General features: G+C 40.0%; 25 protein-coding genes and 1 tRNA gene. 13 read left to right on the top strand and 13 right to left on the bottom strand.

What is annotated here, in order from left to right; translation table 11 throughout:
* The first annotated feature begins 18 nt into the window (after positions 1-18).
* Together CLV96_RS04340 and CLV96_RS04345 are read left to right on the top strand one after the other, a co-directional pair.
* Positions 19-645: a hypothetical protein gene (locus tag CLV96_RS04340; protein WP_004788489.1), complete on the top strand. Its 627-nt coding sequence runs from the start codon at positions 19-21 to the stop codon at positions 643-645.
* Positions 646-1,074, top strand: a complete 429-nt coding sequence (locus tag CLV96_RS04345; protein ID WP_004788873.1) for a lipoprotein — start codon at positions 646-648, stop codon at positions 1,072-1,074.
* Between the two features lie 14 nt (positions 1,075-1,088).
* Here CLV96_RS04345 and mpl17 read toward each other — a convergent pair whose 3' ends face one another.
* From mpl17 to CLV96_RS04390, 9 genes are all read right to left on the bottom strand, one after another.
* Positions 1,089-1,517, bottom strand: coding sequence for a cell surface protein MPL17 (mpl17, locus tag CLV96_RS04350; protein WP_004788994.1), 429 nt, complete (start codon positions 1,515-1,517; stop codon positions 1,089-1,091).
* 13 nt (positions 1,518-1,530) lie between these two features.
* The gene (locus CLV96_RS04355; RefSeq protein ID WP_004788473.1) at positions 1,531-2,688 is read right to left on the bottom strand and encodes a DNA methyltransferase; all 1,158 of its coding nucleotides are present in this window, start codon (positions 2,686-2,688) and stop codon (positions 1,531-1,533) included.
* 77 nt (positions 2,689-2,765) lie between these two features.
* Positions 2,766-3,722 (bottom strand): RluA family pseudouridine synthase, encoded by a 957-nt coding sequence (locus CLV96_RS04360; protein ID WP_004788594.1) that lies wholly within the window; start codon positions 3,720-3,722, stop codon positions 2,766-2,768.
* Positions 3,723-3,725: 3 nt separating this feature from the next.
* The gene (locus CLV96_RS04365; RefSeq protein WP_004788562.1) at positions 3,726-4,952 is read right to left on the bottom strand and encodes a PilZ domain-containing protein; all 1,227 of its coding nucleotides are present in this window, start codon (positions 4,950-4,952) and stop codon (positions 3,726-3,728) included.
* A gap of 2 nt (positions 4,953-4,954) precedes the next feature.
* The gene (locus CLV96_RS04370; protein WP_004788423.1) at positions 4,955-7,207 is read right to left on the bottom strand and encodes an alpha-hydroxy-acid oxidizing protein; all 2,253 of its coding nucleotides are present in this window, start codon (positions 7,205-7,207) and stop codon (positions 4,955-4,957) included.
* Positions 7,204-8,346 carry a tRNA 2-thiouridine(34) synthase MnmA gene (gene mnmA / locus CLV96_RS04375; RefSeq protein ID WP_020777378.1) on the bottom strand — a complete coding sequence of 381 codons (1,143 nt, stop codon included), beginning with the start codon at positions 8,344-8,346 and terminating at the stop codon, positions 7,204-7,206. The genes CLV96_RS04370 and mnmA overlap by 4 nt, the downstream gene beginning before the upstream one ends.
* A 1-nt stretch (position 8,347) precedes the next feature.
* Positions 8,348-9,229: a hypothetical protein gene (locus tag CLV96_RS04380; protein WP_004789214.1), complete on the bottom strand. Its 882-nt coding sequence runs from the start codon at positions 9,227-9,229 to the stop codon at positions 8,348-8,350.
* A complete protein-coding gene (locus CLV96_RS04385) occupies positions 9,193-9,420 on the bottom strand; it encodes a hypothetical protein (protein WP_004788740.1) in 228 nt (75 codons plus the stop codon). The genes CLV96_RS04380 and CLV96_RS04385 overlap by 37 nt, the downstream gene beginning before the upstream one ends.
* A gap of 22 nt (positions 9,421-9,442) precedes the next feature.
* A complete protein-coding gene (locus CLV96_RS04390) occupies positions 9,443-10,504 on the bottom strand; it encodes a sensor domain-containing diguanylate cyclase (RefSeq protein WP_004789018.1) in 1,062 nt (353 codons plus the stop codon).
* A gap of 167 nt (positions 10,505-10,671) precedes the next feature.
* Between CLV96_RS04390 and CLV96_RS04395 the strand changes: the two genes are divergently transcribed.
* A tRNA-Met gene (locus CLV96_RS04395) sits at positions 10,672-10,744 on the top strand.
* A gap of 6 nt (positions 10,745-10,750) precedes the next feature.
* Here CLV96_RS04395 and CLV96_RS04400 read toward each other — a convergent pair.
* From CLV96_RS04400 to CLV96_RS04410, 3 genes are read right to left on the bottom strand one after another with little or no spacing between them, the layout of a single operon-like run.
* Positions 10,751-11,542 carry a pyrroline-5-carboxylate reductase family protein gene (locus CLV96_RS04400; protein WP_004788571.1) on the bottom strand — a complete coding sequence of 264 codons (792 nt, stop codon included), beginning with the start codon at positions 11,540-11,542 and terminating at the stop codon, positions 10,751-10,753.
* On the bottom strand, positions 11,523-12,221 hold the full coding sequence (locus CLV96_RS04405) for a YggS family pyridoxal phosphate-dependent enzyme (RefSeq protein WP_004788451.1): 699 nt from the start codon (positions 12,219-12,221) through the stop codon (positions 11,523-11,525). Before CLV96_RS04405 ends, CLV96_RS04400 begins: the two co-directional genes overlap by 20 nt.
* Before the next feature lie 2 nt (positions 12,222-12,223).
* Entirely contained in the window at positions 12,224-13,027 is an 804-nt protein-coding gene (locus CLV96_RS04410) for a hypothetical protein (RefSeq protein WP_004788818.1), read from the bottom strand.
* 69 nt (positions 13,028-13,096) lie between these two features.
* On the opposite strand from CLV96_RS04410, the gene CLV96_RS04415 reads away from it, so the two are divergent.
* From CLV96_RS04415 to nadE, 3 genes are read left to right on the top strand one after another with little or no spacing between them, the layout of a single operon-like run.
* On the top strand, positions 13,097-13,846 hold the full coding sequence (locus tag CLV96_RS04415) for a flagellar filament outer layer protein FlaA (protein ID WP_004788783.1): 750 nt from the start codon (positions 13,097-13,099) through the stop codon (positions 13,844-13,846).
* A complete protein-coding gene (locus tag CLV96_RS04420; protein ID WP_004788746.1) occupies positions 13,847-15,124 on the top strand; it encodes a 3-deoxy-D-manno-octulosonic acid transferase in 1,278 nt (425 codons plus the stop codon).
* A complete protein-coding gene (gene nadE / locus CLV96_RS04425; RefSeq protein WP_004788831.1) occupies positions 15,111-17,054 on the top strand; it encodes an NAD(+) synthase in 1,944 nt (647 codons plus the stop codon). Before CLV96_RS04420 ends, nadE begins: the two co-directional genes overlap by 14 nt.
* On the opposite strand, the gene CLV96_RS04430 is transcribed toward nadE, so the two are convergent.
* Positions 17,051-17,746: an LIC_20245 family lipoprotein gene (locus CLV96_RS04430; RefSeq protein WP_004788944.1), complete on the bottom strand. Its 696-nt coding sequence runs from the start codon at positions 17,744-17,746 to the stop codon at positions 17,051-17,053. The genes nadE and CLV96_RS04430 overlap by 4 nt on opposite strands.
* Before the next feature lie 42 nt (positions 17,747-17,788).
* On the opposite strand from CLV96_RS04430, the gene CLV96_RS04435 reads away from it, so the two are divergent.
* The 7 genes from CLV96_RS04435 to CLV96_RS04465 all read left to right on the top strand — a co-directional run bounded on the left by CLV96_RS04435 (position 17,789) and on the right by CLV96_RS04465 (position 22,960).
* Positions 17,789-18,529 carry an LIC11073 family putative lipoprotein gene (locus tag CLV96_RS04435; RefSeq protein WP_004788952.1) on the top strand — a complete coding sequence of 247 codons (741 nt, stop codon included), beginning with the start codon at positions 17,789-17,791 and terminating at the stop codon, positions 18,527-18,529.
* Positions 18,519-19,241 (top strand): 16S rRNA (cytidine(1402)-2'-O)-methyltransferase, encoded by a 723-nt coding sequence (gene rsmI / locus CLV96_RS04440; RefSeq protein WP_004788438.1) that lies wholly within the window; start codon positions 18,519-18,521, stop codon positions 19,239-19,241. Before CLV96_RS04435 ends, rsmI begins: the two co-directional genes overlap by 11 nt.
* 21 nt (positions 19,242-19,262) lie before the next feature.
* Positions 19,263-19,589, top strand: a complete 327-nt coding sequence (locus CLV96_RS04445; protein WP_004788968.1) for a flagellar biosynthesis anti-sigma factor FlgM — start codon at positions 19,263-19,265, stop codon at positions 19,587-19,589.
* Positions 19,590-19,672: 83 nt separating this feature from the next.
* On the top strand, positions 19,673-20,839 hold the full coding sequence (locus CLV96_RS04450; protein ID WP_004789281.1) for an iron-containing alcohol dehydrogenase: 1,167 nt from the start codon (positions 19,673-19,675) through the stop codon (positions 20,837-20,839).
* 6 nt (positions 20,840-20,845) lie between these two features.
* Positions 20,846-21,091: a hypothetical protein gene (locus CLV96_RS04455; RefSeq protein ID WP_004788827.1), complete on the top strand. Its 246-nt coding sequence runs from the start codon at positions 20,846-20,848 to the stop codon at positions 21,089-21,091.
* Positions 21,088-22,266: a FliG C-terminal domain-containing protein gene (locus CLV96_RS04460; protein WP_040917606.1), complete on the top strand. Its 1,179-nt coding sequence runs from the start codon at positions 21,088-21,090 to the stop codon at positions 22,264-22,266. Before CLV96_RS04455 ends, CLV96_RS04460 begins: the two co-directional genes overlap by 4 nt.
* Positions 22,267-22,330: 64 nt before the next feature.
* Complete coding sequence (locus CLV96_RS04465; protein ID WP_243836401.1) at positions 22,331-22,960, top strand: hypothetical protein; 630 nt, start codon at positions 22,331-22,333, stop codon at positions 22,958-22,960.
* Positions 22,961-23,011 lie beyond the last annotated feature (51 nt).

Consider the following 23,011-nt stretch of genomic DNA (forward strand, 5'->3'; position numbering starts at 1 on the left):
CTAGTCTTGAAGTTGGAAATGGTTCGTAAACTTCTAATTTTAAGTCTCTTTTGTTCATGTCGCCTCTTTACCATCGCCGATCCCAGTTATGTGGAACGAGCACTCCAAAATGAAAGTGACGAAGGTTTTATCTCTCGGGAATTTTTTCAAATCAAAGTGGAAATTCCGGTTACCTACAAAGAGGTATCAGGGGTCGCCAGACGGAATGATTGCAAACAAAGAGCTTTTGTTGAAAGAGAACGATTGGCTCTGCCCTACCTCATACAAATCCAAAGACAAAAACACCAATTCGGTGAAAGCATTGACGAATACTCAAAATCTTTGGAAGGAAAGGATAGGCAAGCACGTCTCATCGCGAATGCCCCTCAAACAACGACTGCGATTGGGGCAGTCAGTCCCACTACCACAACAACAAGCCCGCAACCATCCGCCCAACAAGGGCAAACCGCTACAAATACCACCCAAACGCAAAAAGAGAACACAATCGAAAATACTCACAGTTTTTCTTGGTTCTTTGATGGCCTTGTTCTCTATAAAGAAGATTATTCGGATCGCACAAAATGTGCTTTCCTATTCCGAAATATCCAACCTAAATTAATGGAACGTGTGGAGAAAACTCCGCTTTTAGAACCTAGGAAACTGTAAATGAACAAAACTTTATCAAGGATGATCCTGTCTTTCACGATTCTCGCTTTTGTTTGGAATTGTAAATCCAAAGAAACAAAAGAAGTCCCACCAACCAAAGATACTGAAAACGAAGTAATTTTAGAATTTACGAAAGCAAAAGAAGGATTTCTTTCTGAATCCCTATTTCAGGTTGCTGTGTCTAGCGTTCTTCCCAGTGAATCAGAACGAATCGAAGAAGCAAAAACAATTGCCGAACAAAAGTCTCTGAACTTATTAAAAACATATACAATCCCAAATCTCTCTGATAAGGGAAGAAAAGAACTCCGAGATATTTCCAAAGAAGGAAAGATTGTGGATAAAAACGTCTCCGTTGGAGGAAGGTATTTTTTCTTATACCAAATTCAAAAGTCCAACTTGAAACGTCTTGTAACCAAAGACCTGGAATAATTTCCTAACATTTGCTAAATGGAAAATGATTTGTTCACCTTAGCGGGGATACAAATGTTTTTTAGAAAGTTACAATAAAACAATTTCGCATCCAACTGCAACTTCCCTTTTCCTTCCACTTGGAAGGTTAAGGGTTTAAGATATTCAAAGTATTCCGGTTTTTTGGGATGAACTGGTCCTTTTAGTTTTAGGTCTGCGTTCAAAACCTTTAGTCCATCTGCACCTGACAAAAAAATACGATGGGGTGCTTCCATCTGGAACCCAAAGTCCTTTGGTAAAAACAATTCTAACTCATACTTCCCTACGGATTTCTGTTTGATCGAAATTTCTATTGGATGAGAGTCTAAAGGATCTGCACTGAGTCCAAATCCTGAATGATTACCAGAAGCAACGAACAAAGTTACCAAAAAAGAAACGAGAACCAAAAGTCGAATTTGTTTCATACAAAGATTAGACTTATAAAACCTTTCGTAAGACCACACAACGATTGGAATTTGTACCTTTTTCGTTGTTAGAAACCTGCCAACAATTTGAAAGTTTTGTGAAACTTTGGGTATGGACGTAAGTCTTGTTCCAGACAAGGCCTGTCCCTTCCGCCATCCGAACCACATCTTCATCCAAATAAAGAATAGAGTTTCCTTTTTTGACTTCGCCAACTTCCATCACCATATAGGAACCTTTTTTAAGAACTCTTGCTGATTCCTTTAAGGTCGAACGAATAAATGCATTCCAATCACTGAGATTACTGAAAATACTTAGTTTTCTATCCTTAGATTTTTGGATGTCGAGAAACCAGTGGCGTAACCAGTTGTCACCTTCATAGTCCACCTTATCAAGAAAAGGTGGGGAAGTTACAATCAAATCGACTGATTCTGATTCTAAATTGGGAACAGAGTTCGCTGAATTGAGTGAATACAAATTATTTTTTGAAAATTCATGATAAAATGGCGGGATGGGGAGAGCCAGATCCCGTTTCATTTTTTGTAAAATTCTTGGTTTGATTGGCCGGTATTCCGGGGTTTGCCCACGTTTGGCATTGTTTTTTGCCTGCGCTTCCGGTGGAATCGAAACTTGTGGAAAAGTATAAACAGAAAAAAATCCAGTGCTATGTCCATGTAAACGTGAAAGAGCAATCAGAGAAATGAACTTCATCTCTATAGACAAATCTTCCGCCATATACATTTTAAGATTCTTGATTTCTTTTAATGTTCTTGGATGAAAAAAAGGAAGTAAGTTTACATCAAAAGGATCATCTTCTACTTCCCTATCCAAATCCAAAGAATTTAACTTTTTTTCCAAGTCTTCTAGTTTAGGAACATATTGTCTCGCACTCGCAAGAAAAATAGACAACGGATGGATATCGTTATGTACTGCAACATGACCTTCAATATTGGCCTGGATGGCCGTAGTTCCTCTACCACCAAACGGATCATAAACGACTCTATTTTTCTTTTTTAAGAATTCCTTCATAAAAAAAGAAGGAAGTTCCGGCTTAAATGATGCTCTATAACTTACGGTATGATGAATTGGATGTCCTTGGCGTTGTTTTGCTGTCCAAAACTCACCAAATACAATCTTATCGGAATCCTTTAATAGTCTGCCTGCTCCTGCCATCCTTTGCAAAAGCCTCCTCTCTCTTTATAGAAAGATCGGAGGAAAGGCGAATCTTAAATTGGATTTTTTATTGAAAGTTATGGGACATAGTCTTCATAATTTGGGAAGAAGGATAGAAGTTCTTTTAAAGGATTTGATCTTACTTTTATCTTTTCACCAGTTCGATCATCAGTATAACTAATGCTATGTGCATGTAAAATTTGTCTTTCTGCCCCAAGTTCTTCTAATAAGGAAGGAGAAAGCCCTGATTGGACAAAATCCAAAAACATAGTTTCTCGTGGACCATATAATTTATCTCCAAGAATAGGATAACCTAGATACAGCAGACTAACTCTGATTTGATGAATTCTACCTGTTAAGGGGCGAACAAGTACCAAACTTAAGTTTTGTGATTCAATAAAATCCAAAGGAATGAATTCAGTTGAAACAAATTTTGAATCAGAAAATTCTTCTAGAGAAAACTTCATTTTTTTTCGGATGGCAGAATCTAAATTTTTCCCAATATAACCATCCAGAAAAATTGAGTTCAGAAATTTCCCCCGAACCACTGCAAGGTATTCTTTTTTCACTTCTCTCTTTTCGAATTTCTTTTGAAGCCAAGTGCGACTCTCTTCGGATTTGGCAAAGATCACAATCCCAGAGGTTTCGCGATCCAACCGATGGACAGGGATTACCAAGGGATACTTTTCTTCCAAAAGATTCAATAGAGTTCTTGTACGGTACCTACCTGCTGGATGCATAGGTAAGTTTCCCGGTTTATCAATAAAAAGGAATTCTTCTGTTTCTTTTAAAACCACATAATCGGTATCGACTTCTGGTTCTTGGATTCTGCCTGGGATGGGTTCATACACGACGCTATCCCCTTCCTGGAGCACAAGTTCTGCACTTGCCACTTTCCCTTGGACATGGATGCGACCCATATCCAAAAGATATTGCCACTCATCCTTACTATGATAAGGGAACTTGGTGGTAAGAAAGACAAGGATCGTGTTTCCAGAAAATGGATAACGAATCAATGTTTGGTAAGAAGACATCCTTTAGGATTCAGCGCTTGGTTCTTCAGAACTGAGATCAGAATCCATGGCACCACCAAAAGGATCATCCGGTTCATCCACAGCACCTATCACAGAAGTTGTTTCTTCTTTGGTTTCTTCTTCTTGAAAAGCATTGGACTCTTGCGATTCAAGCAGAGTCTCATCTGCTGAAGTTTCTTCCTTTCCGACATTTAGGAAAACTTCCAAAACTTCTACGTCTTTTTCTGTTAGGTTGTAGAATTGACAACCAACTCGAAAATTAGTTTCTTGGTTACGGATGTTTTTGATGATCCCGCGGATTGTAACTCTTTTACCACTTTCCAAATTTAAATCAAAAAGTATGGTTCCGTTTAAAGTAACCGATCTTGAAAATGATCTGGAAGGTGCATGGATGAAACTAATACCACCCATACTTAAATCCATTACCTGACAAACATCACGTGATTCCTGGAAAACTCCCGTACTGATAATATCGCGGCTCACAGCATTCGCAAATGTTTGAATTTGTTTATAAATTTCTAAGTCGAGTGGTTTTTCTGATAAAACCTGAACATATCCGAGATGAACATAACCTTTGTATTTGATCGGGACACAAATTTCAGAAGTATAAGTATCTGGAATTTTAGAACTATCGAAAATTCTTAAGTATTCATCAAAAGGAAAAAAGTCTGCTGATGCAGTAGACTTCTCCTTACGGTCGATTATAAAAATATCTTTGTCGTAGTGGTGCATGAGCCGAAGTCGATTGTCCATACGACCAGCAAAAAAGATTGAGGATAATGGGAATGCTTTTGTGAGTTTGGTTCGATATGCAAGAAGGATTGCATCTACTTTTTTATCATCAAATCCAATTGCTTTTGAAACGTCGTTAACGTTGATAATATTGGAAACCACCATCCCCGATTGGATTTGGCTTGTATCAACCCGCGATCCTTGTCTTGAAGCTGGGGTTATTTGTATTTTAACAGGTGTTAAAATTTCAATTCCGTTTCCGTCACCACCAGCAACTAAAAAATGAGCCAAAAACTTACTGCCATTGTGAACAACGGTAAGAACACGATCCCTATTAGGGAATTTTAAATTTGTATTGATGATGAGAGCTTTATTTTTTAAGGCAATGATCTTGACCGGAAGTTCTTTTTCCGAATTAATAATGTATGCAGGGAGTTTACCGAATAATGCGGTAATAACCTTTAAAATACCTTCCGGATCTTTGATTTCCTTATCCATAATCAACCGTGAAGTTTATGAAGCAACATCGTTCGCTTAATGTCCACCAAAGTTTTAGCTCCAGTAACACTCATTGATTGTTTTAGTTCTTCAGAATATTTTTGTAATAGAAAACGAATCCCTGCTTCTTCACCACCAACAAGCGAAATGGCAACAGGCCTTCCAAGAAGAACTGCATCAGCCCCTAAAGCCAACATTTTAAAAACATCCATCCCGGAACGAATGCCTCCATCCACAAGCAGTGGAATTTTACCCTTAACCGCTTCGGCAATTTTCGGTAAAACTCGTGCTGTTCCAGGCATTCCATCCAAAACCCTTCCTCCATGATTCGATACCACGATGGCAGAAAACCCACCTTCTAAAGCTAATTTCGCATCTTCCGGGTTCATAACACCTTTGAGGATAAACGGTAACTTTGTTTTTTCTTTAAGTTTGATCAAACGTTCCAAAGGCCTGGTAATGCTTGATAAATTCTTTTGCACCATTGTTTTAAAATTTACCGCATCAATGTCCATTCCCAGAGCGAACACTCCGTCCGCTTCTGCTTGTTTGAATCGATCCACTAACATGGATTCATCTTCCCTTGGTTTACAGATGAATATTCCTTTTCCAGATGCCTTTTTTAGGGCTTCTAACATAATTTTATATTTTTCTGGGGAAGCACCATCACCAAGCCAAGCAAGACTTCCATTTTGAACAAAGGACCGAACGACGAGATTGGCATAATCGGCATCTGTCATCACAAAGTTCATGTTGGTTCCGACTCCTGTCATAGGAGCGGCCATAATTGGTGTTTTTAAATCATAACCCAAAAACTGAGTTTGGATTTCAGGAAATACATGGTTTCGGATGTATCCCGGCACAATCGAATATTCGGAAAGAGCAACGCTATTGTCATGGAAGGTATCCATACGACCCACCCCACCCATTCCAGGAATTCCCGAGGCACAATTGCTTCCGTCACACTGTTTGCAAACCCAACAAATATCTTTTCCAAACCGAATTCGTGCTTGGTCTCCTATTTCTTTTTCGGTAATCGAAAATTGTTCATCCACTTCGAATCTGATAGTTTCTTTTACTTTTTCAAAAACAAGATTTGCTTCTTTCAAATTGTCAGCAACGATGATAACATGCCCAGACTTATCAATGTTATTTGTAGGTTCTTTAATAATATCACCTGGTTTTGATTGGATAAAAACCTCTGACACTCCATCGATTTTTTTAGTTTCCTCCACCCCTCCAATCGAAACAAGTTTTCCAGGTTTAGAAAGTAACGAACGTTCGATGGAAACGCGACTAATCACTGGATCCAAATTATCTGGAGTTTCACCCAGAGAAATCAATAAAGCTGCTCGGTTTAAGTTCACACCTGTGGATAAAGGGTAAGTAAACGCAGACATAAAACCACCAGAAAGTCTTGCTGCGATTTCCCCAATTTTGACTCCCTCTTTTGTAACCTTAATGTCTCCTTTACCTGCCCCAAGATGAATTCCGAGAGCCCGCATCCCTCCAGCCATCACTCGTTCCACTTCATCCAAAACTTCCTTGGGCATCGCCGAAGGCATGTTATGCCCTACTTCAATAAAATACGGTTCCCGTTCGATGATCCTGTCCGCAATCCCAGTCATTCGAATTTGGCCTTGAAATGCCAAAGCATCTACGGAAAGTTCAGGCCCTTCCATATACTCTTCTAAAATCAATTCTCCAGTAGGACAAAACTTTTTGGCATGACGGAAGGCATTGGTAAGGTCATCCTTATGATTGACCTTGATGACCCCACGAGCTCCCATATTATCTGCCGGTTTCATGACAAGCGGAAAGGTCAACGAGTCCAGAGCATCTTTAGCATCTTGCAAAGACCATACAGCTGCAAAACGAGGAATTGGCATTCCGAACTCTTTTAGTCTTTGTCGCATCTTCACTTTATTAGATGCTGCTTCTGCATCTACAAATCGGATTCCTGGAAGTTGTAAGGCGGAAGCCACAGCAGCAACCGTCATACTCGCATCGGTTCCAGCAGTGATCACTCCATGTATCTGTGTGTTTTGGACAAATTTTTTGGATTCTCGAACCATTCCTTCTACGTCCTTTGTGGACATAACAATGGCTTCATCTGCAATTTGAAAACCGATAGAAGATGGATTCATATCGGCAACGACCGTATGGAGTCGCATAGTTTTTGCTGTTTGAATGATGGGAACTTGTAACAATCCCCCACCGATAATGAGAATGGTTTTGCCTTCTACCGATTTCAAATGGTAACGCTCTCTGCCTCTAAAACAAAATTCGTTTTTACCTTTCTTGTAATGGAACCTTTTTGAATGATCCCTCCAGCAAGTAGGTAATCACCATTTGTTGGATAAAAGGTCGCTGACTGTCCCGGAGTTACACTTTTTACATCTTCCAAAAATTCAACTTTCCAGGTGTTTCCAAGAGAAGTCACCTTACAATGTACAGGTGCACTTCTGTAACGGATTTGGACTTTCATTTCTTTGGATTCACCCACTTCCATAGGAGTCAAGGCTTGGTAGGTAATTTCTTCTAAAAGGAAAGATTCTGAAACAGTTTCCTCTTCTTCCCCAAGTACAACCGTTCCATCATCTTCTATGGACAAAACATACAATGGATTTTTCCATGCGATCCCAAGACCCTTTCTTTGACCGATCGTAAATCCTTCTTTTCCTTGGTGTTTGCCAATGATTTGTCCAGATGCTAATTTAAAAAAACCTGGAGTGAATTCCATTCCCTTCTTCTTTAAAAAAGCTCTATAATCATTTTCTGGAATAAAACAAATTTCTTGTGATTCCGGTTTTTCAGCCACAGGGAGACCCATTCGTTTTGCAATTTCACGAACCTGTGCTTTGTCCATTTCACCAAGTGGGAAAACCGTATTTTTTATATTTTCTTGGGACAAACCGTACAAATAGTACGCTTGGTTTTTTTTCATATCCACTGCATTGCGAATCGCATAACGCCCATCAACTTCTATGACACGAGCATAATGGCCAGTTGCAATTTTTTCGATTCCCAAAGTTTTGGCTTGTTCGAATAGGGCACCGAACTTAACAAAGGTATTACACTCCACGCAAGGGTTTGGTGTCCTTCCATCTTTATAATCATTAATAAAACGATCGATGACTCGTTCCCCAAACACCTTTTCCATTTTGATTACATAAAACGGAATGTTTAAAGAAAGACCTACATCGCGAGCATCACGAATGTCTTCTGGAGAACAGCAGGATTTTTTTGTGGTATCGCAGGCAGGGGCTTCATATTCCCAAGTGCGTAGGTTGACCCCGATGACGTCGTAACCTGCTTCCATCAGAAGCCCTGCGGCTACCGCACTATCTACCCCACCACTCATCGCTACTATGATTTTTTCTTTTTCTTTCACCTTAGTTTTTGAAACGAACAATACCCACACGATTCCGAAAGAAGTCCCAAAACAAGGGACGAGTCCGGAGAGTGTTTAGACCGATCACCCAAACCTCTTCCCTATCCTTGTCCCCTGGCAAATGGAAATTCTCAAGTGAAATTCCTGTGAGATATTGGACTTGTTTATATTCTTCCCGAATCCCCGATTGAGTCACTAGATAGAGAGGAGATGCCGATTCCCTATGGTTTGCCATTTTGATTCTATTTCCTGCAAGAAATACCTTCCTTTCTCCTAGAAACAGGTCATTTGGGCCCTCTGGCAAAAGATTTAGGGAAGCACCCGTGTCTATTTCTGCAAAGGATGTATGGCCTTCGGGATATTCAAATTGCAGAAAGAAAAACCTCCCTTTCTTCTTTGTATTTAGAAATTTAAAATCGGTAGAGAGATATGCACCTGGATGTTCACAGAATGGGGAATCCCGTGGAAACCGTTTCAACTCTTCGCCATACCATAAGATACAATTCTCCGAAAAAAATTCGATTCCGAGGAGTCCTGGAATCGATTTTGGCAAAATTCCTTTGATGTTCTTCAAAGTAAAACTTTGACCACCTAAAGTGAAAGTAGAACTTTCTTCGGGGCCCGCTGATTCATAAAAACTCAGCTCAGACCCAGTATCCCATAAAAAAGAATCATCACCCTGATTGGATTTGATACCCGAAAGCAGAAGATGAGTCCCTGTATCGATTACGGTGATATTGGTATGAGGAGGTAGAGTTTTGGATGTAGGAAACTGATACGAAACAGAAGTTTGGCGGGATGGAATGGGGCTAGGTTGACAAGCCCCAAAATAAGTTAAAAATACTACTAAACTAACTTTTTGATACAGCGAGAGTTTGTGCATCTGGTATAGTCTACGATACAATCCCGGTATTCAATCCCGGTAATTGTATCCTTTGTCTTGTATTCAATAAAACAAGAGTATGGTTGAAAATCATACGAGGAAAGACCCAAGGCCCGGTTGCGAATGGATTCGTAGACATCAGAAGGAACCGATGGGGAAAGGTCATTGAGTAAGTATGCTGGCTCTGCCATACTCTACCCATCGGCAAATTTCCTAATCTTTATAACAAATTGTGCGGTTTCTACCAGAATGTTTTGCCTGATAGAGTGCTTTATCCGCTCTTTCGATCAAATCCTTATTGTTTCGATCGGTTGGTCGGAAACTTGATACCCCAACAGACAAAGTCACTTTTAGATCGGATCCATCATTTGGATTTTTGACCACCATGGATTCAACTGCTTTACGAATCTCTTCTCCCTTTGCCATGGCTTCTTCTTCTGAAGCTCCAGGCATTACCAGACAAAACTCTTCCCCACCATACCGAGCCGGGATATGATGTCGTTGGCCAGCATTGATCAGCTGTTTTGCGACTTCAATGAGAACCACATCACCTGCCTGATGTCCGTAAGTATCATTAAAACTTTTAAAATGATCTACATCTGTAAATAATAGACAAAGTTTGGTTCCTTTTTTGCGACAACGTTCCATTTCTTCTTTGAGTTTGGTCTGGAAGTAGTGATGGATTTTTAAACCCGTCATCATGTCTACGGTTGCCAGTTCATACAACCTAGCATTGTCCACAGCAATCCCTGCAAGGTTCGCAAGGGTAGTCATAAATTCTTTTTCATCTTCCAAAAACTCTTCGGAAGTCATCTTGTCCCCAAGAACGAGAAGTCCATTCACCTTTCCCTTGGCATTGAGTGGTACAAGAATCTCTGCTCCCATCTTACGGAGGTAAGTAATATCAGGAATAGACTTCAAAGAATCCATTTGAAGGATTTGGTCCATGGTAATGGCTTTGGGTTTTTCCTCAAAATAATGAATGAGAGGGCTATCGATTTTTACTTCGTAGTTTTGTTCCTCAGCACTTAATTCAAATCCTTTGATGGATTGGGGCTCCAACTTAAAAAGTCCTAAATCAATTTCAGGCTCTAAATACATAGCCGCATGTAAAGTTTGTAGCTGCGCCAAACAAATGTTAAGAATTGCATCAATTAAGTATTTATAGTCTAACGTGGAATTCAGGGCACGAGAGATTTCCAGTAGCTGTTTTTGGTCGTAGATTTTTTTTTCGTAATGCTCAAAAACGATATCAGTGTTTTCTTTAAAAGACAAAACGCACCGCCAGAATTCTGTATAAGATAGGAATCATTCGTCTTTTTTGACTACTGTAAAGTAAGATTTTGGCGGAAATCGATAAATTTACAATCGATAGAAAATAGCAAAGTTTTCATATTGTTTACGTTGACAATTTACCAATCTTAAAAATAATGGTCTTATACCGCGCGGTGGAGCAGCTGGTAGCTCGTTGGGCTCATAACCCAAAGGCCACAGGTTCGAATCCTGTCCGCGCAACCGTTATCATCCTTTCCCTAATTCCTTACTTCTCTCCGTCGCTCGTTTGATCGCATCCCTTACGGCGGTTGAGAATCCACCTCTTTCCAGAGCATCTAAACCATGAATGGTTGTACCGCCGGGAGATGTCACCCAATTTCTCACTTCCATAGGATGAATGTTTTGATGAGCCTTTCGCAAATTCCTAAAATACACAAGGGTTCCTTCTATGGTTTCCATTGCCAAAGACAAAGATTCCTCGTAGCTCAAACCTTCTTGCAATCCTCCCTCTGCCATTGCCTGCAAAAATGTTAACACATAGGCTGGGCCGGATCCAGAAAGTCCCGTGACCGCATCCATGAGAGATTCTTTGGCAACACGGATTCCTGTTCCCATTCCATCAAACAATCGTTCTACTTGAGAAACAGATGGATCTTCACAAAAATACGCAAACGCACCCCGTTCAGAAACCAAAGGAAGATTTGGCATCACTCTTACCGAATTTGATCCTTTTGGTGCCACATCCGCCATTTGCGAATAAGAAATTCCAGCAGCAATGGAAACAAAAGTGGTCGGCTTTGAAAATTCTTTTAAGACGGGAACGACTAAATTGGGTTTTACGGCAATCACGATCAACTCAGCAACATCTGACATGGCGGTCAAACTTCCCAGGAGTGTCACTCCTGAAATAGGAGATTCTTTTATGTTGGGATCAAATCCATATACCTTGGTACCTTTTCCGACAAGGGCCGTTGCAATGGCCCCACCCATCTTTCCAAGGCCTACAACCCCAACCGCTTCAAATGGTTTCTTTTGCATAATCTCTCTCTCCAAAAATCTTTGAACCAACCCTTAAATAGTCAGCTCCCAATTCACAGGCAATTTCATAATCACCACTCATTCCCATAGATAACTTTTTATCCGGAAAATATGTATCACGTAATTCGGCAAAATCTGAAAAAACTCTTCTTGTTGCAAACAAATCGCCGCTAGACGGTCCCATCCCCATAAAACCTTCCCAAATACAAAATTCATTTTGGTATCCGCTCAGAGTATCTTTCATGGAACGAAGGGTTTCCAAATTCAGACCATGTTTGGTCTCCTCTCCCGTGAGATTTGCTTGGATCAAATAACGAATTTGTTTTTTTTCTTTCTCGGCACGTTTGAGAAGTTCCGTTAAGGAAGAAATGGATCCGACCCCATGAGTAAACGAAAATATTCCAAATAACTTTCGCAAGGTTCCTGATTGGACAGGACCTATATGGTGTAAATTGACTGACGTAGCTGCTTCAGGAAACTCTTCTCTTAGTTTTGTAAATTTGGATATGGCTTCTGGAATATAATTTTCACCAAATTCGCGAATCCCCTGCAGATAGGCTTCTCTTACCACTTCATAAGGTTTGGTTTTGGATACGGCAATGAGAACGGGGGATTTGTTTGGAAACAAATCTTTTAAAGAAGATTGGATGGAGCGGTAATAAAAACCGTAATCGGACACGCTTACTTAGCTAAGGCTTTTTCCAAAGACTCAATCCGACGTTCGATTTCCACAAATCGTTTTTCGTTTCTGTCATTTTGGCTAGAGAGTTTCTGTTCCACATTCCTCATCCGAACTTCCATTGAAGAAGATCCAGATTCTTCTGATGTCCTTTTTGTGGATTTTTGTGAATCAGCTAACTTTTGTGATTTGGTTCCTGGTTTTTTAGAAGTCGCAGAACGACTCTTTTGGTTACGCAGAGAAGTCACCTGTTTTTCTTTTTTGGCAACTTTGGATTTTGTTTGTTTTGTCGGTTTTACAGAATCCGTAGCATCCACTTTCGGCTGTTTGGTGGAGGAAGTAGGTTCCATTCCTTCAGAGAGTGAGTCTTCTTTTTTAGAAGGTTTCTTTGTTTTTTTTGGTTCTTCTTTAGGTGATAAGGATTCTTCTACTTGGTCCAACTTCTCTTGCAAACTAGAAGAAGGTTCCACCTTTTCTTTTGATTTAGTGGAAGCTGCCACAGATACAGAACGAGGCCTCTCTGACTCAGGTTCCATATCCTCTAAACTAGGAAGTTCTGGAAGTTTGGAACGATCTTCAGAAGTATCTTTGGATTCTGATTTCGAAAAATTTTCTTTGGGTGCCGGGATACTTTGGTTTTCTCTTGCGATTTCCCGATCCACCATCTCCACCTCACGGTTTTTTCCGATGGTTTGGAGTTTTTGGTAAATTTCGTTTCTATAGATAAATGCAAAAATGAACGATGAAAGAAGTAGGACCACTAGAATGGCAGTTGTGAGTATTTTCAAATTGTCGCGGCGGCCCATGACGTGCGGATTCCTTTCCTTTGATAAAAACAGAGTACACGTTTTTGGGTTTTCGAAAAGTGAGAAATCATGAACTTTGCAAAAAAAATCACAATCGGTTTGGGTTTCCTACTCATGATTTCCCGTCTTTTGTCTCTTCCGAGGCCACATGATCCCGATGAATTGGGCCGAGTTCAAATTTTAAAATCAGCTCTCACCATCGATACAAGTTACCTTCTCTTTCTTGTGGAGGACTTTGAAGGAGAAAGGCCTTGGGATTTTTACCGAGTGGATTCCTTTTTGACCCTCACACAGTTTACAGCCTCCATTCCAAAATCAGAGGCATTTTTGCAGGAAACAAACATTCTCAAAGAATCGGGATATCCGAACCTCCAAAACCAAACCAGTTTCCTTGTCCAAAGTTATGTAGAGAATCCAAGGCTTGATCATTGGGAGATTCGACCGAAAGAGCCTATTCTGATGCCACTGGGAATGCCCATCCAAGGAATCCTTTGGGTGTATTCAGAAGGCCATCATATTAATTTAAGTATGGGGCTTTCACAAAAAAAATCCAAGGATTTGTATTTTGATTTGGGGACTTTGAATTTTGTGGGATGGAGAAGATTAGAATTTACCATCAACCTTCCAAAAGAAAACACTAGGCTCATCCAATCGATGTCTTTTCCCATTTCTTTTGCCTCCTTTCGACTAAAAAGTTTAGCTTCACAAAAGAAAGGAGAGTTTCATTTATACTTTGACAATTTGAGTTTTGTCATTGATAAAAGAACTTTCATCTACCCTGGTTCGGAAGTGAACGATACCTGGGGTAACAAACGCTAAATGGCATATTTTTTTTACAACATTCTTGTTTTCAAAATTGATTGGATTTTAAAATTTTTATCCTTATTCGTAAAACAAATAAGAGAAGAATTAGAAAAAAGAAATCGTTCTCTTCATCAAATTTTTTCCAAATCTGCAAATGGAAAATTTGTTGTTTGGCTTCATGCGGCCAGTGTGGGTGAACTCGACCAGGCGAAAGCCCTGACAGAAACCATCCGAAAAAAAAACAAAAATGTTTTTATCATCCAATCAGTATTCTCTTCTTCCGTAAAAGAAACTTCCTTTCACGATCCATTGGCTGATGTGTATTTTTATCTTCCTCTAGATAGAGCAGGCGCATATGATCAAATTTTTTCTCATTTCCAACCCAAAGTTCTCTTTGTGATGGCCTGGGATACTTGGCCCAATCTTTTAAAAAAAGCATATCAGATGGGAACCAAGTCTTATCTTGCCTGCGCTAGTTTGTCTTCTGGGTCTTCCAGAAAAAACCCACTCATTCGTACCCTAACCAAGGCCTCCTTTCGTTATCTAACGGGAATTTACCCAAGCCATGAACTAATGGCAAAAGAATTCGAAGGCCTTGTAACAAAAACAACCGACTTTTGTGTATTAGGTGATACAAGATTTGAATCTGTTCTGAACAAATTAGAAACCAAATTACCAAACCCTTTGTTTACCAATTTTCTTTCAGAACAAAAAGATTTTTTATCCAAAAACAAACCAATCATTCTTGGTTCCACATATGGAATTTGCGAAGAACATTTTACAGATTATTTAAAAAAACATTCTGATGATTCTTATTATTGGATTTTTCCTCATAAATGGGAAAAAACTCGCATGAAAGATTTTATTTCGAATTTGGAAAAATATGGATCGGTGGGAGTGTTTTCAAAAAGAATCCAAGGTGACCCTTTGCCTAAATTTCTTCTTTTTGATCTTATGGGAATTTTGGCATTTGCCTACCAATATGGAAGTTTTGCATATGTAGGTGGTGCTTGGTTACACCGGGTTCATAATACAATCGAACCTGCTGCTTTAGGACTTCCCGTCATCACTGGACCCAAAATTTACAATGCGCCCGAAGCAATCGTCATGCGAGAGTTAGGTGGACTTTTTCAAACCGAGACAGGATTGAAATTTATTGAAAAATTTCACTTACTTACAAAAGATCAAACCTTAAGAGAAAAGATGGGAAATGGGAATCGAAACTTTGTTGTAGAAAACAGAGGTGCGTCGGATAAGATTTATAACCGAGTTTTCACCAATGCCCAAAATTAAAATTGCCGCCGTAACATTGAATACAACTCCCCTTGACTTTTTGGGGAACTATGAATCCATTAAAAAGGCAATCGAAAATCCAGAAGCGACGGACGCAGACTGCATCCTTTTTCCAGAACTTTGTATTTCAGGGTACGGATGTGAGGATGCTTTTTACAAACCTTTTGTCTGGAATCGTTCCGAAGAAATCATCGAAAAATTAAAGGCTGTTTCAAAAACCCAAATCATCCTTGTTGGTCTTCCCGTATTTGTTGGTTCTTTTTTATATAACTGCATGGCAGTCCTCTTTGGTGGAAAGGTAATCGCAGTGATCCCTAAACTCAATTTAGCCAATACAGGCGTACACTATGAACGAAGATGGTTTCATTCCGAATCAGAATTTTTAAATAAAACCATTAACTTTGCAGGTGACGAAGTTCCTTTTGGGCATTTTATTTTCCAAACGAAAGATTGGAAGTTTGGAGTGGAGATTTGTGAAGACAGTTGGTCCGTCCAAAAACCTTCATCTTTCTATTCTCTACAAGGAATCGATGTATTGTTTTCCCCTGGTGCCTCCCATTTTGCCATCGGGAAACAAAAAATTCGAAGGCAAATCTTTACAGAATCCAGTAGAAATCAGTGCAACTTACAAGTGTTTACAAACCTTACTGGAAATGAATCAGGAAGGATCATCTTTGAAGGCGGAGCCATTTTTGCTTCTGCAGGAAATATTGTCAAAGAAGGCCCAAGACTTTCCTTTTCTCCTTTCCAAATAACTTCTTATGGTTTTGATCCAATCGAACTCCGTGCATCGAAAGCCAGGTCTTTTCGAAGTCCAAAACCAAAGGATGGGAGTCGAGAAATCCCTACAATCGAACTAAAACATTTCTTTGATGAAAAGAATCAAAGAACTCATGGATTTTCTCTATTAGACAAACGAAAAGAGATTCCTAAAATGGAAGATTTGTCCTCTATCCATCTTAGTGATTACGAAGAGTTTACAAAAGCGGTTTGTCTTGGACTTTACGATTATTTGCGAAAATCAAAAACAAAAGGATTCACCCTTTCTTTATCTGGAGGAGCTGACAGTGCCACTTGTGCCCTACTTGTCCATACAATGAAGGAAATCGCAAAACGAGAAAATAGTGATTCGATCTTTGGTTCTCTTGGTATAGATGAGAAACACCTTCTAGTAACAATATACCAAAAAACAGAAAACAATTCGAATCTTACCGAGGAAATCGCAAAAACCTTAAGCGAAGAACTTGGTTGTCGTTTTTATTCCATTACAATCGATTCTGCAGTATCTGCCTCAGTCCAATTAATTGAATCCGTACTTGGAAAAACTTTGAATTGGAAAGAACACGACTTACCTTTACAAAATATCCAAGCAAGGGTTCGTTCTCCTTTGGTTTGGTTACTTGCCAACCTGGAAGGGCATTTGTTAATCTCGACTGGAAATAGAAGTGAAGCAGCCGTTGGATATACAACCATGGATGGCGATTCTTCTGGATCAATCGCTCCACTAGCAGGCGTTAGTAAGGAATTTTTATTAGACTTTTTGGACGATATCCAAAATGGGAACAATCGTTTTATCTCACCAAAAGAATCCATTCGAGTTTTACGAAATACAAAACCAACTGCTGAACTAAAACCACTCTCAGAAAACCAAGAAGATGAGAAAGACTTAATGCCTTATCCCATCTTACAATCGATTGAAGAGAAACTAGTGTACCAAAGCATAAAGGAAGAAAATTGTTTTGAATTGTTAAAACAAGAATTCCCATGGGAATCAGCAGAGACCCTCTTGGGTTATATCAAAAAATTTAAAAAATTATTTATGACTTCGCAATGGAAACGAGAGAGGCTCCCTCCCTCATTCCATTTGGATGTGTATGGCCTAGATCCAAAATCCAGTTACCGATATCCCATCCTCTCTGGCGAAATTTAATTTGGAGGAGGAAGGCCTGCTTTTTCAAAAGCGCCAGCTGCTTCTTTTTCCACCTGTTCGTTTTGGTATTGAATGTTTTTCAAAATTTCTTGGAATTTTTTATCCATCTCTGGATCATCTCCGCCTTGAGATTCAATCAGGTAGTTAATGATTTCCAATCGATCTTTTCCTTGTTTTCGAACATGGTTATAATACAAGGCAACATCCGTTGCATTTGCATTTCCGCCAAATACGGAGTTTGTGGCTCGTGATAGTTTTTGATTAAATTCAGCTGCCTTTTTTTTCTCTTCGGCGGTGGTTCGTTTCGGAATCAAATCATTATCAGGAAATTGTTCTCGCAGCTCTTCAAAAGCCTGCATGGCCTCGGGAGGATATGGTTTTCCAGTTTGCGGATTGATGGGAACTTCGCCCGATTCTGAGCCTGCAAGATTGCCATCTTCTTCATAACGCATCCCACCAGCATTGTAATAGTCGGAATCGAAGATGGAACCTGCATCTTCCCCACGTACCCCCAAACGATTGGTTCCTTTCGGGTTGCTGCTTCCACCTCCAAATAGGGCAAGGGCTTGAGACCCTCTTTCTTTTTTACGGCGAGCCTCTTCTTCATCCTCTCCACCCATTACAAGTAAGATGAGAAAAAAAAGCCCAATCAGTGCGATAGAGACAAAGAGTAATTTTTTTTGGATTCCCATAGATTGAATTCCTGAAAACTTGGAAGGGAAACGAGAAATAGAATGCGTTTTCCCTCTTTACATCCAATTTACTTAATCTGCATATCTTTTCTCTCTTTTTTTCACTGCGGGATCAATACAGATACACCCGTGGCACCCTTTGTTTTTTTGGTTCCGCCCAATGTGCCACAGATTCTTTCGGTTGTGGCGGTCAATAGCAACATTACCAACGATTACCAAACCGATTTTTTCAATTACAATGCTGACCCAAGACCTGAATTTATTTTACGTTATTTTGTCACCAACAGAGAACCCCAGTTTCAGGGGTACAATCTCTATGTGACCACAGCTTTCCCTGGAATCATCCAAACCATCCAAGGAGAGTGGTTAGAAGATGGGGTTCAACCCAGTTTTCCCCACCTCCCTTATGAAGCCTCAACTTCCTCCAATAAAGTTGTAACCAAACGAATTCGGTTTGCGGTTCCTCCTCCTGGGGCAGAATTCTTTCAAAAATGCCAAATTTACAATTTTACGATGCGGTCTATGCTCACAGGTGGACTGATCTCCAACCCTTCCACGGCAGTGAGTACCTGTGCCATCCCCAACCGGGTAAATGACATCCAAACACTTTGTGCCACAGGGGCTGGTTGTAATACATCTACTTGCGCCAATCCGGCTTGCGGCACACCCAGTGCCTGTGCTCTAGGAACTGCCTGTAATCCTTGCACCAAAGGAAATAACGATCTCGGTTGCACATGCCCTGCGGGCCAATCACCTCCAGGATGCCAATACGTTGGCCCATAAACGGGAAACAGGTTCTCTTTATGTCGTGGCAACTCCTATCGGAAACTTGGGAGACATCACACTACGTGCCTTAGAAATCTTTAAAGAGGTGGACCTAGTCCTTTGCGAATCGGCAAAAGAAACTCGTTCTCTATTTTCCAAATTAGAAATCACGACTCCGGTACTTGCCCTTTATAAAGACAGTTCGGAAACGCCATTTGCCAATGTCTTAGACCAACTAAAGGCAGGGAAATCGATGGCCTTGGTATCCGATGCAGGAACCCCGGGGGTTTCGGATCCCGGTAGCCAGATGGTCCGCATCGCCCGGGAAAAGGGAATTCGGATCGTCCCGGTTCCAGGTGCTTCCGCTCTCACGGCTCTTTTGTCTGTTTCTGGATTTCAGGTCAATCCCACATATTTTTTGGGTTTCCTGTCTGAAAAACCGAGTAAAAAACGCCGAGAATTAGAAAGAGCCTCTGAGATCGATGGACTTGTTGTTTTTTATGAATCTGTCCACAAACTTCCGAGACTCTACCCAATGCTCGAAGAGCTCTTTCCGGAAACGGAAGTGCTTGTGGGAAGGGAGTTGACAAAGACCTTTGAAGAGGTACTTTACTATGCAAATCCTAGGGAATTGGCAAAAGATCCGCCAAATGCCAAGGGAGAGTTTGTTTTTCTCTTAAACCATCGAAAAAAAACACTTAAGGGAAATTCAGATTCCTCCGATATGTGATGTAGGAAGAGGACTAAATATATGAACGTCGACAAAGTAGGACGAGTTGGTGGTTACGGGTACGAACCAAAAAAAACTCAAGGCCCAAAAGAAACCGAAACGCAAGCACCTGTAGATACAATTTCGATCTCTGATGCTGCCAAAAAAATTGCATCGGAAGCAAAATTACAAGCTGAAGTTAAACAAATCGCAAAACAAATCGTACAGGCTCCTCCAGAAGAAGATCGTACGGAAAAAATCAAAGCGATCAAAGAACGATTGAAAAACGGTGACTATGACAATCTCTCCACAGAGATGTTGGACAAAATCTCCGACCAAATCGCGTCAACTTTCCTCGGACAACAGTAAAAAGGACGGGAGGTGAGGGATCCTTTTTTATTGTCCTCTCCGAGGATTTCTCTAACTCCGCCGAATCATAATTAGGGGATCGTATGCCAGTTCTCCCCGAATGGATCAATTTTCAATTCCCACCCAAAATTCACTTCGAAATCGATTGTGGATATAAACTTGGATCATTTGTTAAAAACATTGGTTCTCGTGTTGTTCTCATCACGACACAAAAAGAATTAGAGAACGCAGAAGAACTTTCTATCATCAAAACTAGTCTCGAAAAACACGCTGAAGGTGTGATCATCTACGATGATATTGTAGACCGAGTCCATTTTAAAGATTTAGATTCATGTGCCCACTTCCTTAGAATTTCCAATGCAGATTGTGTTGTTGCTTATGGCTCGTTTGAATCAGTAAACGCAGGTAAGGCGGCATCACTACTTGCAACCAATGATCTTTTTGCAGAAGAACTCCTCATCGGAAAAAAACAACCCAAGAAAAAAGGCCTTCCTTTAATCGTTGTTCCCACAAAGCCCCTACTCGGAAATGAATGTTCTCCTTTCTTTTCGATTGTGGATGATAAAGATAAAAATAGAAAATACTTTGCTCACGAATGGGCCTTCCCGGAATTGATTGTTTCTGATCCTAAAATTGGGGCTGGGATGTCTAGTTCCGAAACTGCGAAAACCGGAATTTCCATTTTATCGGCGGCAGTCGATAGTATCCTTTCTAAGTATGCCAATGAGATTACCTCATCGACCGCCCTACGTTCCATCGAACTTATCTCCAAAAACATTGTACCCGCCATTCGTGAACCAAGAAACTTAGGACCAAAAAACTCAATTTATGCGGCAAGTCTCCTTGCGGGAATTGCACAATCCACAAGTAGTCTTGGACTCTGTTATGCATTGTCACTTGCGGTCACAACTGTAACGAATTTAGATATTTTTCAAAGTATGTCGATCCTACTCCCACATGTTATGGAATACAACCTGACCTCCTCTGCAGGTAAATATGTAATGATTGCAAGAGCTCTGGATGAAGATGTCACGAATATTTCCGTGATTGAAGCTGCCATCAAAGCGGTAGAAGGAATTCGTAAAATTTATTTGGAACTTCGCATTCCACAAAGGTTGTCGGAATACGAAGTGAAAAAAATCGACTTACCGGGGATTGCGACCTTGGCAGCAACATACTCGTTTCTTGATTGTCTTCCTAGAGAACTTCCCAAAAATGAAATCGAAACCATCCTTGTGGCTGCGTTTTAGGTTCCCTTGATCCAACTAACGGAATTCGAAAAAAGACTTTTAGAAACCTTTGCACTCAGTGATCGCGATGCGAGACGATTGTTACGAGTCATCCAAGACCTTTCGATCGTTGTGGGAATGGATCATGAAGAGATTTATGACTTCATGCGGTTCGGGGTGGAAAATGAGTTGGAAATTTTAAAAACAGATTATAATTGGGAACACTTTAGAATCAGAATTCAGAAAAAACTAAAAAAATCTCCACCCCTTTGATTTACAGGCAAGGAAACAATTATCATTTTTTTTTAGCCAGTGCGGACTCAGTGGCCCGCATCCAGACTTCCATTCTTCCATTCTACCCAATCCTTAAAAAAAAGATTCCAGAACTTCCCTCTGTCACCTCAGATCCCATTCTTTTTCCTCAATTTTTATATGAGCTGCATTACAATAGGCAAACCTTTGTTGCAAAACCTGTAGTCACACCAACTTACATGGGTAGTATGAAGGTTTCCAAGGACCAAGAATCCAAACCCAAACCAGGTTTTTCTTCGATAACCAAAACGATAGGTGGAATCCGAAATTCTCCCTCCTATTTATACAGAGGGAAAAGAGACCAGTTCCAAGCGGCAAAGTATTTATCTTTGCGAGACATCATCCATCCAGAACTGTCGGAAAACTTAGTGCGGGAAAAAATTGAATCCTTATACTTTGATGCCAAAAGTAAAACCTTTCTCTTTCGGTTGGTCACCATTCTTTTTTCGGGAACCCCAAAAGAAGAGGAAACCATTGTTTCTAATTTATTTCGCCATGAACCCGAATTTGCAAAATTTTTAAACAAACAGATGTTTACCGTAGAAATGATTCCCATGATCCATGGAAACTTTTTACAAGAAATCCTTCGCGATCATGATGAACGTTTTATCAAATACATTCTTCCTAGTCTTTCAAAACCTGTATATGAGGTGATTCGGTCTTCTATTTCTAAAAACAAAATGAAACAAATTTTAGATGGACCAACAAAAAAACCTCAAGAAGGCGAAGATTTAATTTCCCTGATTGAGACTGAACTTTACAAACGGTTTGCGAGAAATATTTATTATGAAGAAGGATCCATCTTTACTTACAGGGAAAAAGGAGAAGAGGAACAAAAGGAAGAGGTTCTCTTTACCAATGCAGACAAATTCCAATTTTTTATTGATGGGAATTCTCTTCTCTTTTACGGGAGGACGGCTACAAAACTTTATTTTAAGACAAATGATTGGATGGAAAGTTTACGATTTGATTTCTTTTTATCACGAAAAGAAATCGAATCAAAAGAATTTCACAGACTTCCCCCTGACCTACTCATTGAAATTCCTTATTACCCTACAGGGATTTTTCTTGTAGGTGGAGGGATAACCAAAGAAAGGAAACCTTTTGAGTTTTCTCTTCTGTGGTTTGATTACTAAAATTTAATCACAACCACATACTTTTTCTCTAGACTCAAATGTTTCTTTAGTTCTATACTAAGCCATGAATCAGGCAATTTATCCTTTCCGAAACTACAAACGACTCCCTTTTCTTCTGAGTAGTTTGTTATTTGCCAGTTATTACTTTGTATCATTTCAGATTCCTTCGCCACCAAACGAAATCAACCAATTACAACAATGGATTTTGGATTCGAAATTTTACCTACAAATCGCCGATGAGATTTTAATCTTTGCGGTTCTTGCGTTACTCCCATCCATTTATCTATTAACAAATCCTTGGAAAAAAGAGGAGTCACCCTCTGCCCTCTTTGCCTCTGGTTTGTTTTTTCTATTGGTTGTGCCGATGTTTGTGCTCGTCGATTTACTCATTGGCCGTCTGGTTTACCCAGTGAATGTTTATCCCCTTACTGTAGAGACAATTGTTTTCATTCTTAGTTTGCAAGTGGGAACTATGCATTTGGTCTCCCTCGTTTTGGCTCTTGCCATTTTATTATACAGTTTCTCTTTTCGAAAACGAAAGGGGGGCGGTTTGGTTTTTGTTTTTGGAATTTTTACCTTTGGATTTCAAATCCTCGCCAGTTATTCTTGGATCATTTCGCCAGGGGTGTTACTCTTTTGCCAACTGAGTTTTCCCATTTGGTTGGTTCTTGTTCAGTCGGTAGAGTCATTTTAATTTTTTCTTTAACGCAAATGATTATGTTACATTCAGCAAAAAAAAGAAATC

The sequence above is a fragment of the Leptospira meyeri genome, from assembly GCF_004368965.1.
Lineage (GTDB): Bacteria > Spirochaetota > Leptospiria > Leptospirales > Leptospiraceae > Leptospira_A > Leptospira_A meyeri.

What these genes read in the sequence shown, in the direction of transcription:
- CLV96_RS04340 (WP_004788489.1), top strand. Translation starts at nt 19, where the DNA reads ATGGTTCGTAAACTTCTAATTTTAAGTCTCTTTTGTTCATGTCGCCTC.
- CLV96_RS04345 (WP_004788873.1), top strand. Translation starts at nt 646, where the DNA reads ATGAACAAAACTTTATCAAGGATGATCCTGTCTTTCACGATTCTCGCT.
- mpl17 (WP_004788994.1), bottom strand. Translation starts at nt 1,517, where the DNA reads ATGAAACAAATTCGACTTTTGGTTCTCGTTTCTTTTTTGGTAACTTTG.
- CLV96_RS04355 (WP_004788473.1), bottom strand. Translation starts at nt 2,688, where the DNA reads ATGGCAGGAGCAGGCAGACTATTAAAGGATTCCGATAAGATTGTATTT.
- CLV96_RS04360 (WP_004788594.1), bottom strand. Translation starts at nt 3,722, where the DNA reads ATGTCTTCTTACCAAACATTGATTCGTTATCCATTTTCTGGAAACACG.
- CLV96_RS04365 (WP_004788562.1), bottom strand. Translation starts at nt 4,952, where the DNA reads ATGGATAAGGAAATCAAAGATCCGGAAGGTATTTTAAAGGTTATTACC.
- CLV96_RS04380 (WP_004789214.1), bottom strand. Translation starts at nt 9,229, where the DNA reads ATGCACAAACTCTCGCTGTATCAAAAAGTTAGTTTAGTAGTATTTTTA.
- CLV96_RS04385 (WP_004788740.1), bottom strand. Translation starts at nt 9,420, where the DNA reads ATGGCAGAGCCAGCATACTTACTCAATGACCTTTCCCCATCGGTTCCT.
- CLV96_RS04400 (WP_004788571.1), bottom strand. Translation starts at nt 11,542, where the DNA reads ATGCAAAAGAAACCATTTGAAGCGGTTGGGGTTGTAGGCCTTGGAAAG.
- CLV96_RS04410 (WP_004788818.1), bottom strand. Translation starts at nt 13,027, where the DNA reads ATGGGCCGCCGCGACAATTTGAAAATACTCACAACTGCCATTCTAGTG.
- CLV96_RS04415 (WP_004788783.1), top strand. Translation starts at nt 13,097, where the DNA reads ATGAACTTTGCAAAAAAAATCACAATCGGTTTGGGTTTCCTACTCATG.
- CLV96_RS04420 (WP_004788746.1), top strand. Translation starts at nt 13,847, where the DNA reads ATGGCATATTTTTTTTACAACATTCTTGTTTTCAAAATTGATTGGATT.
- nadE (WP_004788831.1), top strand. Translation starts at nt 15,111, where the DNA reads ATGCCCAAAATTAAAATTGCCGCCGTAACATTGAATACAACTCCCCTT.
- CLV96_RS04430 (WP_004788944.1), bottom strand. Translation starts at nt 17,746, where the DNA reads ATGGGAATCCAAAAAAAATTACTCTTTGTCTCTATCGCACTGATTGGG.
- CLV96_RS04435 (WP_004788952.1), top strand. Translation starts at nt 17,789, where the DNA reads ATGCGTTTTCCCTCTTTACATCCAATTTACTTAATCTGCATATCTTTT.
- CLV96_RS04445 (WP_004788968.1), top strand. Translation starts at nt 19,263, where the DNA reads ATGAACGTCGACAAAGTAGGACGAGTTGGTGGTTACGGGTACGAACCA.
- CLV96_RS04450 (WP_004789281.1), top strand. Translation starts at nt 19,673, where the DNA reads ATGCCAGTTCTCCCCGAATGGATCAATTTTCAATTCCCACCCAAAATT.
- CLV96_RS04465 (WP_243836401.1), top strand. Translation starts at nt 22,331, where the DNA reads ATGAATCAGGCAATTTATCCTTTCCGAAACTACAAACGACTCCCTTTT.